Below are 11,990 nucleotides of genomic sequence, written 5' to 3' on the forward strand. Positions count from 1 at the left end.
TCCATGTCTGAGCGGATGATCAGATGTCATCGTCGACGAGGGTCGTCCGGGAGTCAAGCCGCCCTGGTGCGGTCGGTGTCGGGAGGGCGGCGGGTCGGTGCCCGGTCAGCGGCGCCTGGTGAGGGCATCCAGCACCGCGTCGAGATCGGTCGCGCTCGCGGCCTCCTCGGGGGTCGCGGCGCCCGCCGCGCTCGCGTCCGCTCGTTCGAAGACCTCCGCGACGGCCTCGTACAGCTCTGCGCCGGCACCGGCCGCCGCCTGGGTGCTCGCGATCTCGCGCATCTCGGCGGGGAAGCGGTCGGACTTCGAGGCGGCGACGGCCAGGTCGCGGGCGAGGTGCGCGGTGAGCTCGGGGGCGCCCGTCGAGAGGTCCGCGACGACCGCGTCGAGCACCCCGTGGTGGCGTGCGGTGAGCAGGGACTGCAGGAGCAGGGCCTTCGTGCCCTTGTAGATCGCCGCGGTGCTCATCTTCGTCGCCGAGGCGGCACCGACCTCGTTGCCGACGACCACCGCGCGCAGGCCGGGTGCGGCGAGATCGGCGAAGGGGGAGCAGCTCGCCCCGGAGAGGAGGAGCGCGGTGTCGCCGTCCGGCCTCGGCGGCGGGCCGCTGATCGCGCCGTCGACGACGACGCACCCCACGTCGTCCAGGACGGACGCGACCTGCGCCATGGTCACCGGGGAGATCGCGTTGAGGTCGGCGACGACGGGGGTGCTCCCGGTGCGCCGGACCGCGGCCGCGATCTGCTTCGCCTGGGTCACCGCGTGCGCCGGGGGCACGACGCTGACGACCGCGTCGCTCGCCCGGACGACCTCCTCCAGCGAGCCGAGGGCGGTGAGGTCGCCGGCGAGAGCACGCGTGCGTGCGCTGCGTCCGTCGAGGCTCGTGACGACCTCGACCCCCGCCGAGCGCCAGGCGCGTGCGAGCGCGCTGCCCATCGCGCCGGGCCAGAGGATGCCGATGGTCGTCATGACCCGATCCTGCCAGCGCCCGTGGCGGGCGAGCCGTCACCGCGGTCTCGGTCCACGGCGGCGCGGGGTCGTCCTCAGCCGGCGCGGGGGAGGATCGTCAGGGCGTGGTCGTAGGAGCCGGGGGTGAGGTCCCAGACGACGTGTGGTGGCCCGTTGTCGGGGGGCTCGGTGTCGAGGTGTCCGTGGAGGCGGCGGGTGTGGACGAGGGTGTGGTGGCGGGCGCAGAGCAGGGCGGCGTTGCTGAGGTCGGTGGGTCCGCCGTCGGCCCAGTGGATGAGGTGGTGGGCGTCGGTCCACCGGGCGGGGGCGGTGCATCCGGGGTAGGTGCAGCCGCCGTCGCGCAGCCACAGCTGGCGGGTCGTGGCGGGGGTGAAGAGCCGGACGGCGGTGCCGTGGTCGAGGACCTGGCTGCGGCTGCCCAGCACGACGGGGATGACCTCGGCGTCGCAGGCCAGGCGGCGCACGGTGCCGGGGGCGAGGAGGGTGCCGGTGTCCAGGCCGCCGAGGGTGCGCGCCGCGCCGGTCTGCGTGCGCAGGTCTTGCAGGCTCATGGTGAGCAGCAGGGTGGCCTTGGCTCCGCGTCCGGCCCTGGTGTCCATGCCTGCCACCGCGGTGCGCACCACCTCGACGAGGGCGTCGGCGCGGCGCTGGTCGCTGGTGCGCAGGTCGGGCTCGCGGGCGCCGGTGTCGGGGTCGTGGGCGGGTGCTGGGGCGGACAGGGCCTCGATGGCGGCCTCGAGGACGGCGGCGCCCTCGGGGTCGAGGACGAGGCGGTACTCGTGCAGCCCGTCGTCGACGACGGGCCGGGACAGTGCCCGGGCTCGGCGCAGCCGGTCCTGCTCGGTGTCGAGCTCGCCGGGGATCCCGTGGCGGGCGAGGAGCTCGGGGCGCACGGATCGCACCCCGGGGGAGCCGTGCAGGTGGCCCATCTCGATCATCGCGGTCAGGACGCTGTCGCGGGCTCCGTCGACGAGGCGGGACTCGATCCGGGAGATCTCGGTGATGACGGTGCGCGCGACGGGCAGGGTCACGGTGCCGTCCTCGACCGCGTCGCGCAGCAGGGTGTTGGCGGGTCGGGACAGGTCGAGCACGGCCTGGGCGATGGTGCCGCACCCACCTTGGCGGGTGCTCGTGGCGTGCTGGCGGACCCAGGCGGGCAGGGACGGGGCGTCTGACTGGGCGACCTCACCACGCTCGTGGGCTTGCGCGGTGACGACGTAGCGCCCAGCGGCGGCCAGGGTGGTCAGCTCGTCCAGGACGGTCATGACCTCCATGAGCTCGGGTCCGTTGGCCTGGTGGATCGCGCTGCTCAAGCCGCGCAGGGCCCGCACCGCGGCGTCGAGCGCGTCGCGGCGCTCGGCCCAGGGGATCGGGTCGTCGGGCGCGGTGCCGGCGCCAGTGGCGGTCGCCTGTCGGATCGGGACGCCGGGAGCCGGACCAGCACAGGCCCAGCCGCCCGCGGCGCTGCCCGTGGGCACGGACCACACACCCCTGACGGGGGTGGTCGGAGCGGGCGTCGGTGCCATGGACCAACGCTAGGGGCGACCACCGACAACGCATCGATTCTGATGACGCACCCGAGCCCTGACGACGCACCCGAGCCCGACGACATCCCGGGAGCGGATCCTCCCCGGCGAACGGGCGTCCCCCGAGGTGGCTCAGCTCTCGTCGAAGGCGGGGTGGTTGCTCGCGACGTCGCGAGCCGACGCGAGGTGGCCGCCGAGGTACGCGCCGACCCCGGAGACGGTCGCGCCGACGAGGGCGAGCCGGGCCCCGGTGCTGTGCCGGCCGCTGCGCCGGGCCAGCCACGACCCGGTGTACGCGCCGATCGCCACGGCGTTGGTCGCGGCGTGGACGAGGCCGACCCGCTTGTCGCGCCGCCCGGTCTGCGACCACTCCGCCCAGCCGGTCCAGGCCGTCGGCCCGACGGCGAGCAGCCCGATGCCCACGAGCGTCTTCGCCGCGGTCGAGGACTCGCGCCCGCCCACGAGGTCGAGGACGCTCGCCGAGACCCACGGGCCGACGACGAGGTCGGTGAGGATCGGGTGCAGCGCGTGCCCGAGCCACTCGCCCCGCAGCAGCTCGCCCCGTGCCCCGTTGCCGAAGGCGGCCTGGATGCTCGGCTCGATCGCGTCGACGACCCCGTCGAGACCGGTCGTCTCCTCGAGCCGGCGGGTCCACCGCACGATCGCGGGGGTGTGCTCCGTGAGGCTCATCGCTGCTCCTTCGCCCGGGGTGCGGCGCGGACGCGCCGCCCTCACCGTGCCCCGGCCGAAGGGGGTGGCTGCACACCCGTACGGGTGGCCCCCTTCGCCCCGCTCGACCCGGTCGCCCTTCGCCTGCCGCGACGAGGGCGCCCTTCGCACCGCTCGACCCGGCACCCCTTTGCCCCGGGAGGTCCCCGCCGTCCCCGGAGCACGCGAAAGGCGCCACGCGATGTGCGTGGCGCCTTCGTGAGGTGCGATGTGTGGCCAGGGGCGGGGTCGAACCGCCGACCTTCCGATTTTCAGTCGGACGCTCGTACCAACTGAGCTACCTGGCCGAGTCACGTCCGACGACGTGACGAGCGACCCCGACGGGACTCGAACCCGCGACCTCCGCCGTGACAGGGCGGCGCGCTAACCAACTGCGCTACGGGGCCTTGATGGTGCAAGGCCGATGTGCTGCGATCAAACCAGTACTGCGTATCCCCAACGGGATTCGAACCCGTGCTACCGCCGTGAAAGGGCGGGGTCCTAGGCCGCTAGACGATGGGGACCAATCTCTTGGACCCCTCGCCACGCAGCAGGCAGCGCCCGGATCCGTCGAGGACGTTCAGGAGCATACGTGCCGATCGGCGCGGATGCCAAAACGGCCCCGCTCACCCTCGTCGGCGGGCCGACCACTCGAGCAGTCGCTCGACCTCCCACGTCGTGATGATGCGGTCGGCCTCGATGCCCAGGGCTGCCGCCCGTGCGCACCCGTAGGCCTTCATCTCCAGCTGGCCGGGGGCGTGCGCGTCGGAGTCGATCGCGAAGGTGCAGCCCATCTCGGACGCGAGGATCAGCAGGTCGTCGGGCGGGTCGCAGCGCTCGGGGCGGCTGTTGATCTCGACGGCGACGTCGTGCTCGAGGCACGCGCGGAAGACGGCCTCGGCGTCGAAGTCGCTCTGCGGTCGGGTGCCTCGACCACCGGTGACGAGGCGCCCGGTGCAGTGGCCGAGGACGTCGACGCGCGGGTTGGTCACCGCGCCGAGCATCCGCGTGGTCATCGCGCCACCGGGCATGCGCAGCTTGCTGTGGACGCTCGCGGTGACGACGTCGAGCCGGCCGAGCATCTCCTCGCTCTGGTCGAGAGCGCCGTCGTCGAGGATGTCGACCTCGATGCCCTTGAGCAGGCGGAAGCGGTCGCCGAGCGCGTCGTTGATCCCGTCGACGAGGGTCAGCTGCTTGGCGAGGCGCTCGGCGCTCAGCCCGTTGGCGATGCGCAGCCGGGGGGAGTGGTCGGTGAGCACCTGCCACTCCTGGCCGAGCTCGACGGCGGCGAGGACCATCTCCTGGATCGGCGAGCCGCCGTCGGACCAGTCCGAGTGGGTGTGGCAGTCACCGACGACCGCCTCGAAGAGCGCGGCGGCGTCGTCGTCGAGCTCGACGAGCGGACCGCCGTGCTCGTCCTGCTGGCGCTCGAGGTAGGCGGGCAGCTCACCGGCGACGGCCTGCTCGATGACGCCGGCCGTCGAGGAGCCGATGCCCGGGAGGTCCGTGAGGGTGCCCTGGCGGGCCCGCTCGGCGATCTCGTCCTCCCCGACCTCGGTGACGACCTTCGCCGCCCCGCGGAAGGCCTCGACCCGTCGGCTGTGCTGCCGGCTCCGCTCGAGGACGAAGGCGGTGCGCCGCAGCGCCTCGTGGGGGCCGACCCCGGCCTCGAGGGGGCTCAGCGAGTGCACGTCGACCCCCCTTCGCCGCCGGCTACCACGCAGTACTGGTCGTCATCGCGACCAGTACTGCGCCGTAGCACGCGGGGCGGACGGGTGGTCACCACGACGTGTGGAGCGGGCGGCCCTCGGCGTAGCCCGCGGTCGACTGGACGCCCACGAGGGCGCGGGAGCGGAACTGCTCGAGGGAGGCGGCGCCCGCGTAGGTGCACGAGCTGCGCACGCCGGCGACGATCTGGTCGATGACGTCCTCGACGCTCGGCCGGGCCGGGTCGACATACATCCGGGCCGTCGAGATGCCCTCCTCGAAGAGGCCCTTGCGGGCTCGCTCGAAGGGGGAGTCCTCGGCCGTGCGGTTGCGCACGGCTCGGGCGGAGGCCATGCCGAAGGACTCCTTGTAGCGCCGTCCGTCGGCGTCGGTGAAGAGGTCCCCGGGCGACTCGAGCGTCCCGGCGAACCACGAGCCGATCATGACGTTGCTCGCGCCCGCTGCCAGCGCGAGGGCGACGTCACGGGGGTGCCGCACGCCGCCGTCGGCCCACACGTGGGCGCCGAGCTCGCGCGCCGCGGCGGAGCACTCGAGGACGGCGGAGAGCTGGGGGCGGCCGACCGCCGTCATCATCCGCGTCGTGCACATCGCGCCCGGCCCGACGCCGACCTTGACGATGTCGGCGCCCGCCTCGACGAGCTCGCGGGTGCCCTCCGCGGAGACGACGTTGCCGGCGACGACCGGCACCTGCGGGTCGAGCGCGCGGACCGCCGCGAGCGCCTCGAACATCTTGGCCTGGTGGCCGTGCGCCGTGTCGACGACGAGGACGTCGACGCCCGCGTCGAGCAGGGCCTGTGCCTTGCCGGTGACGTCGCCGTTGATGCCCACGGCGGCGCCGACGCGCAGCCGGCCTTGGGCGTCGAGGGCCGGGCGGTAGAGCGAGGAGCGCACGGCGCCCATGCGGGTCTGGATGCCGACGAGCCGACCGTCGGCCCCGACGACAGGGGCGACGCGGCGGCGGGCGTGGTGCAGCTCGTCGTACGCGGCAGCCGGGTCGTGGTCCTCGGCGAGCGTGACGACCTCGGTCTGCATGACGTCGCGCACCTGGGTGAAGCGGTCCACCCCGTCGAGGTCGCTGTCGGTGACGATGCCGACCGGGCGGCCGTCGACGGTGACGACTCCGGCGCCGTGGGCGCGCTTGTGGATGAGGACGAGCGCCTCGCCGGCCGTGACGGTCGGGTCGAGCTCGATCGCGGTGTCGTGCACGAGGTGGCGCGACTTCACCCACGCGACGACCTCGGCGACGACATCGGTCGGGATGTCCTGCGGGATGATCGTCAGCCCGCCGCGGCGGGCGGTCGTCTCGGCCATCCGCCGCCCGGCGATGGCCGTCATGTTCGCGACGACGAGCGGGATCGTCGTCCCCGTGCCGTCGACGCTCGCGAGGTCGACGCCGTGCCGCGAGGTGATCTCGCTGCGGCGCGGCACCATGAAGACGTCGTCGTAGGTGAGGTCATGGGGCGGCTGGTGTCCGGGCAGGAAGTCCACCCGGCGAGTCTAGGGAGCCGGGCTGGGGTTCAATCGCCCCGTGAGCTTCCTCGTCGAGACCCCCGCGGACCAGGCCCGACGGGCCGGTCTGCGCCGCATGCGCGTGGTCGCCACCTCCCTGCTCGTCCTCGCCGCGGTCGTCTACCTGCTCACCGTGCGGATGGACCACGACGGCGTGTGGGGCTACGTCAACACCGCTGCCGAGGCGGCGATGGTCGGCGCGATGGCCGACTGGTTCGCCGTCACCGCGCTCTTCAAGCACCCGCTCGGCCTGCCGATCCCGCACACCGCGCTCATCAAGCGGCGCAAGGACGAGCTCGGTCGCAGCCTCGAGGAGTTCGTCGCGCAGAACTTCCTCACGGAGGAGATCGCCCGCGAGCGTCTCGCGAGCGCCGAGGTCGGGCTGCGGCTGGGACGCTGGCTCGCCCGCCCGGCGAGCCGCGAGCGCGTGCTCACGGAGATCGCCCGCGCCGGTCGCCCGGCCCTGGAGCGCATGTCCGACGAGGACGTCGAGGACTTCCTCACCTCGCTGCTCCTCCCGCGCCTGGCCCGCGAGCCGATCAGCCCGATCGCCGGCTCGCTGCTCGACTCCGTCGTCGCCCAGGGCACCCACGCCGGTCTCGTCGACCTCGGGCTGGACCAGGTGGGCGCCTGGCTGGCGGAGAACCCCGAGGCCTTCGCCGACGTCGTCGGCGAGAAGGCCCCGTGGTGGACCCCGCCGTGGCTCGACGACCGCGTCATCGGCTGGGGCTACAAGCAGGCCGTCGAGTGGCTCGCCGAGGTGCGCAGCGACCGCGACCACCCCGCCCGCAAGGCGCTCGACGACCTGCTGCGCCGGCTCGCCGACGACCTCCAGCACGACCCCGAGGTCCAGGCCAGCGCCGAGCGGCTCAAGGAGGCGCTGCTCGCCCACCCGCAGGTGCCCCGCAGCGCCGTCGCGATCTGGCAGTCGCTCAAGGTCGCGCTCGTCGGCGCGATGGAGGACCGCGAGAGCTACTTCTGGTCCCGCGGCGAGGAGCTGCTCGCCCACCTCGGCGAGCACCTCGAGCAGGACCCGGCCTGGCGCGACCGGCTCGAGGGCCATCTCGGCGAGGCCGTCGCCTTCGCCGTGAACACCTACGGCGACGAGCTCGCCCAGGTCATCTCCGTCACCGTCGGTCGGTGGGACGCCGACGAGGCGAGCAGCCGCATCGAGCTCTACGTCGGGCGCGACCTGCAGTTCATCCGGATCAACGGCACGGTCGTCGGCGCGCTCGTCGGTCTCGTCATCCATGCCGTGAGCCAGCTCGTCACGTGGACCGGATGACGGATGCGCACTGGTGTGCGCATCGTATGTGCACTAACGTGCTCGTCATGAGCGAGAACGAGCGCAGCCGTCCCCCCTTCCACCTGGCCATCCCGGTCCACGACATCGAGGCCGCCCGGCACTTCTACGGCGAGGTCCTCGGCTTCGGTCGCGGCCGTGAGGACGAGCGCTGGACCGACTGGGACCTCGAGGGCCACCAGGTCGTCACGCACATGGTCGACGACCACTCCAACGCGGTCGCGGGCCACAACCCCGTCGACGGGAAGATGGTCCCGGTGCCGCACTTCGGCCTCGTGCTGCCGGTCCCGCGCTTCCAGGAGCTCGCCGCGCGCCTCCAGGGCGCCGGTGTCGAGTTCGTCATCGACCCCTACGTCCGCTTCGAGGGCACCCCCGGCGAGCAGTGGACGATGTTCTTCCTCGACCCCTCCGGCAACGCCCTCGAGTTCAAGGCCTTCGCCGACCTCGACCAGCTCTTCGCGGTCTGACGTGGGTGCGGAGCGGACCGACGAGGGGGCGCTGAGCGAGGGATTCCTCGCCCAGGTCGGCGCCCGGGTGCGGTCCGCCCGCACCGAGCAGGGCCTCACCGTCCAGCAGCTCGCCGACCGCGCCGAGATCAGCCGCCGGCTGCTCACCCAGGTCGAGCACGGCCAGGCCAACCCGAGCCTCGTCTCGATCACCCGGGTCGCCCGCGCGCTCGGGACCGAGCTCACCGAGCTGCTCGACCCCCTTCGCCCCAGCGGTGCGATCTCGGTCGTCGAGGCGGGCGCGGAGGTCCTCGTGTGGTCCGACGAAGGGGGCAGCAGCGCCCACCTTCTTGTCGCGACGAGCCACGGGCGGGCCGCCGACCTGTGGCGGTGGCGTCTCGAGCCCGGCGCGGGCTACCAGGGGCTGGCCGACCCGGCCGGCTCGCAGGAGCTCTTCCACGTCCTCGAGGGTGAGCTCACCCTCACCGCGGACGACGACCGGGTCGTCGTCCGTGCCGGCTCCTCCGCCCGGCTGCTCAGCGACCGGGCCTACCGGTACGCCAATGCCGGCGCGACGGCGTGCGTCTTCGTGCGCACCGTCGCCCTGTCCGGCGCCCGCTGAGCCGCTCGCCGGTCGAGGTGGCACGGCCCTGTGAGCCTCGAGACCACGACCTGTCCCTCCTGAGAGACTGCCGCCATGAGGCTCTTCGACCGATGGCAGCGACCGACCCCGCCCCCGACGGGCGGCCACGAGGGGTCGGTGCTGCCCGCGCTCGCCCCCGACGCGGCGGACCGGCTGCTGGCCCTCACCCGATCGGAGCTCGCGAGCCGCGGGCTGGAGGCGACGATCGACGCCGGGGCCCTGCAGCTGTCGGGCGGGCAGGTCTTCGGGCTGCACAACCTCTCCGTCGTCGCCGCCGGTACCCGTGAGCGACGGTGGCCGCAGGTCGTCGCCTCCCACCTCGACGCGCTGCTCAACCCGCCCGACACGAGCGGCCCGCCCGACCCCGGTCAGGTCCTCGCCCAGCTGCGGACCCGCAGCGAGATCCCGACCCAGCCGGCCTACCCGGCCCAGGAGCCGCTGCCGGGCGTCATCGCGATGATCGCCCTGGACTTCCCCGACCACGTCGTCGAGTCCGTCGACCTGCCCGACGGCATCCCCGACACGGCGACCGCGATGACGCTGGCGCGCAGCAACCTGCGCGAGCTGCCTCCGCCGGAGCACCAGAGCTACTGCCCCGAGGAGGACGACCCCACCTCGCAGGTGCACCTCTTCGTCACCGACGACTTCTTCGGCGCCGCGCGCCTGCTCGTCCTCGACGAGCTGCTCGAGCGGGCCGGGGTCGAGGTCGGCCCGGGCGGCGTCCTGCTGTGCGCGCCCTGCCGCCACGTCCTCGTCGTCCACCCGCTGGTCGGGCCTGGCGTCCTGGCCGCGCTGCGCTGGATGGTCGCCTTCGCCCGCGGTGAGCACGAGACCCAGCCCGGCCCGGTGAGCCCCCACGTCTTCCACCGGGCCGCCGACGGGCAGGTCGTCCAGGCGACCCAGGTCGACGAGGCGGGGCACATCTCCGTCGTCGCCGAGGACGGTCTCGCCGACGCCCTCACCGAGATCCTCGGCGAGCCCGAGGACGACTAGCGATGGACGAGCCGGCCCCGACCAGCTCCTTCGCGGCGCTCGGGCAGGGCACGTGGTGGGTCGACGTCGAGGACCGGCCGCACCGGCTCGCCGAGATGACCGACGAGTACCTGAGCAACGTCATCGGTCACCTCCTCGTGCACGCCGACACCTATCGCACGTGGTGGCAGGTGGGCGTGACCCATGACGACACGGCGACGGTGGCCGAGGGCCGGTGGGCCGCCGAGCTCGTCGCCCGGTCGGCCGGTGCGCCGGCCCCGTGGGAGATCACCTCGGCGGCCTGGCTCGAGGCCACACCGCTGGTGCGGGCGCTGCGCGCCGAGCTGCGCAGACGCCACCCGGAGCACCCGGCTGGTCGTGGCTAGGCCGTGGCCCGAGGTCGGGGCGCTGCTCGACCGGCCCAGGGGGTCACGTCACACCACGTCGAGCCCCCCACGCCGGGGACTAGTGTCACAAGATGAGCCCTGCTACAGATGTAGAGCCGGTCCGGATCGCGGTGCTCAACGACTACGAGGTCGTCGCCCTGGGTGTGGCGGCCATGCTGGCCGACTACCCGAGGCGTGTCCGTGTCGCCGAGGTGAACGTGTACCTGCACGTCTCCGAGCCCGTCGACCTCGTGCTCTACGACGCCTTCGCCAGGACCAAGAGCGGTGTCCACCTCGACCTCGACCTGCTCATGTCGAACCCTCTCGCCAGTCGGGCGGTGCTCTACACCTGGGAGGTCACCGCGCAGTCGGTGGAGTTCGCGGAGGCCCACGGTCTGTCCGGTGTCGTGTCGAAGTCGGTCGGCGCCGGTCGACTCGTCGAGGCCCTCGAACGGATCCACGCCGGAGAGCGGGTGGTGCTGCCCGCCGACCCCGGAGAGCCCCACGACGACCAGCCCAGCTGGAACAACTGGCCCGGCAAGGCCCAGGGGCTGACCCCCCGCCAGTCCGAGATCATCACCCTCGTGGTCGCGGGTCTCGACAACAGAGACATCGCGAGCAGCTGCTACCTCAGCACGAACACCGTGAAGTCCTACATCCGCGCCGCGTACCGGACGATGGGCGTGCGCTCACGCACCCAGGCGGTGCTGTGGGGCGTCGACCACGACTTCCGGAACAGCTCCCGATCGCGGTTCATGCTCGCCGACGACCACGAGCCCACGTCGTGCACGCGTGGCTGACGGCCGCTCGACCACCTCTGGGTGCGTCCCCGCTGCTCGGGTCCGTGACGGACGTCGCCTCGGCGTCCTCGGCTAGTCTTCGCCAGGCAGGTCGTCGGGACGGTCGGTGGTCGTCCCGCGGGTCGTCCGGTGGACGTCCCGGGAGGCGACCTGGCGCAGCAGGGGCCTCTAGCTCAGTTGGTAGAGCTACGGACTTTTAATCCGTTGGTCGTCGGTTCGAGCCCGACGGGGCCCACCGGCGAAGGGGCGGTCACGCCCCCGTCGACAGCGCCGCCCAGGCGGAGCGGATGTGGGTCTCGACCTGCTCCTGCGCGGCGTCCCCGTCGCCCGCCGCCACGGCGTCGAAGATCGCCTGGTGGTCGCGCCGCAGCTCGTCGGCGACGTCGTCCCAGGACGCGAGGGTGCGGAAGCGGTCGAGGATGGGCAGCTGCATCGACTCGCGGATCGCGGCGGTGAGGTCGGTCGCGAGCCGGTTGCCGGCCGCCCGGGCCAGTGCGACGTGGAAGGCCGTGTCGTGGTCGTTGAAGACCCGGCGGTCGACGTCGGGGTCGGCCATCGTCTCGAGCAGACCGCGCATCGTCTCGAGGTCGTCCTCGGTGGCGTGCGCGGCGGCGAGCCGCACGCTGAGCCGCTCGAGCGCGATGCGCACCTCGAGCACGTCCGGCAGCTCGAAGTGGGTGAGCGAGACGTGCAGGCGCAGCAGTCGCCCGAGGGCGTCGCTCGGGACCGAGGTGATCGTCGTCCCCCCGGCCGCCCCCGCCCCGACGGACGAGCGCACGACGCCCTGCGCCTGGAGGGTGCGCACGGCCTCGCGGACCGCGGAGCGGCTCACCTCGAGCTGCTGGGCCAGGTCGCGCTCGGCGGGCAGCTGGTCGCCGACGCCGAGGTCGCCGGCGAGGATCCGCTCCTCGACCCAGGCGAGGACGACCTCGAAGGCGCGTCGGCTCTCACGGGCCTCGGGCAGGGGATGAGCGGTCGTCACCGACCGATCATCGCACGA

12 protein-coding genes and 4 tRNA genes are annotated in these 11,990 nt (G+C 73.4%); 7 read left to right on the forward strand and 9 right to left on the reverse strand.

What is annotated here, in order from left to right:
- Positions 1 to 105: 105 nt before the first annotated feature.
- The 8 genes from LIV55_RS08275 to LIV55_RS08310 all read right to left on the reverse strand — a co-directional run bounded on the left by LIV55_RS08275 (position 106) and on the right by LIV55_RS08310 (position 6,419).
- Entirely contained in the window at positions 106 to 969 is an 864-nt protein-coding gene (locus LIV55_RS08275) for an NAD(P)-dependent oxidoreductase (protein ID WP_229299888.1), read from the reverse strand.
- A 74-nt stretch (positions 970 to 1,043) separates the two neighbouring features.
- Positions 1,044 to 2,495: an HNH endonuclease signature motif containing protein gene (locus LIV55_RS08280; RefSeq protein ID WP_229299889.1), complete on the reverse strand. Its 1,452-nt coding sequence runs from the start codon at positions 2,493 to 2,495 to the stop codon at positions 1,044 to 1,046.
- 132 nt (positions 2,496 to 2,627) lie between these two features.
- On the reverse strand, positions 2,628 to 3,185 hold the full coding sequence (locus tag LIV55_RS08285) for a DUF2231 domain-containing protein (RefSeq protein ID WP_229299890.1): 558 nt from the start codon (positions 3,183 to 3,185) through the stop codon (positions 2,628 to 2,630).
- A gap of 252 nt (positions 3,186 to 3,437) precedes the next feature.
- Positions 3,438 to 3,511 (reverse strand) — tRNA-Phe (locus LIV55_RS08290).
- A 25-nt stretch (positions 3,512 to 3,536) separates the two neighbouring features.
- Positions 3,537 to 3,610 (reverse strand) — tRNA-Asp (locus LIV55_RS08295).
- Between the two features lie 44 nt (positions 3,611 to 3,654).
- Positions 3,655 to 3,727: transfer RNA gene (locus LIV55_RS08300), tRNA-Glu, on the reverse strand.
- Between the two features lie 102 nt (positions 3,728 to 3,829).
- Entirely contained in the window at positions 3,830 to 4,894 is a 1,065-nt protein-coding gene (locus LIV55_RS08305) for a PHP domain-containing protein (protein WP_229299891.1), read from the reverse strand.
- An 88-nt stretch (positions 4,895 to 4,982) separates the two neighbouring features.
- Positions 4,983 to 6,419 (reverse strand): GuaB1 family IMP dehydrogenase-related protein, encoded by a 1,437-nt coding sequence (locus LIV55_RS08310; RefSeq protein ID WP_229299892.1) that lies wholly within the window; start codon positions 6,417 to 6,419, stop codon positions 4,983 to 4,985.
- A 40-nt stretch (positions 6,420 to 6,459) separates the two neighbouring features.
- Here LIV55_RS08310 and LIV55_RS08315 point away from each other — a divergent pair, with 40 nt between their 5' ends.
- The 7 genes from LIV55_RS08315 (at position 6,460) to LIV55_RS08345 (ending at position 11,225) form a co-directional block, all read left to right on the forward strand.
- On the forward strand, positions 6,460 to 7,725 hold the full coding sequence (locus tag LIV55_RS08315; RefSeq protein WP_229299893.1) for a DUF445 domain-containing protein: 1,266 nt from the start codon (positions 6,460 to 6,462) through the stop codon (positions 7,723 to 7,725).
- Positions 7,726 to 7,772: 47 nt separating this feature from the next.
- Positions 7,773 to 8,210, forward strand: a complete 438-nt coding sequence (locus tag LIV55_RS08320) for a VOC family protein (protein WP_123093599.1) — start codon at positions 7,773 to 7,775, stop codon at positions 8,208 to 8,210.
- A 1-nt stretch (position 8,211) separates the two neighbouring features.
- Positions 8,212 to 8,811, forward strand: coding sequence for a helix-turn-helix domain-containing protein (locus tag LIV55_RS08325; protein WP_123093587.1), 600 nt, complete (start codon positions 8,212 to 8,214; stop codon positions 8,809 to 8,811).
- Positions 8,812 to 8,886: 75 nt separating this feature from the next.
- Complete coding sequence (locus LIV55_RS08330) at positions 8,887 to 9,825, forward strand: hypothetical protein (protein ID WP_229299894.1); 939 nt, start codon at positions 8,887 to 8,889, stop codon at positions 9,823 to 9,825.
- Positions 9,826 to 9,827: 2 nt separating this feature from the next.
- A complete protein-coding gene (locus LIV55_RS08335; RefSeq protein ID WP_123093585.1) occupies positions 9,828 to 10,190 on the forward strand; it encodes a hypothetical protein in 363 nt (120 codons plus the stop codon).
- Between the two features lie 92 nt (positions 10,191 to 10,282).
- A complete protein-coding gene (locus tag LIV55_RS08340) occupies positions 10,283 to 10,990 on the forward strand; it encodes a response regulator transcription factor (protein WP_229299895.1) in 708 nt (235 codons plus the stop codon).
- 162 nt (positions 10,991 to 11,152) lie between these two features.
- A tRNA-Lys gene (locus LIV55_RS08345) sits at positions 11,153 to 11,225 on the forward strand.
- A gap of 15 nt (positions 11,226 to 11,240) precedes the next feature.
- Here LIV55_RS08345 and LIV55_RS08350 read toward each other — a convergent pair.
- A complete protein-coding gene (locus LIV55_RS08350; protein ID WP_123093583.1) occupies positions 11,241 to 11,972 on the reverse strand; it encodes a FadR/GntR family transcriptional regulator in 732 nt (243 codons plus the stop codon).
- Between the last annotated feature and the right edge of the window lie 18 nt (positions 11,973 to 11,990).

The sequence above is a fragment of the Janibacter melonis genome, assembly GCF_020567375.1.
GTDB classification, from domain to species: domain Bacteria; phylum Actinomycetota; class Actinomycetes; order Actinomycetales; family Dermatophilaceae; genus Marihabitans; species Marihabitans melonis.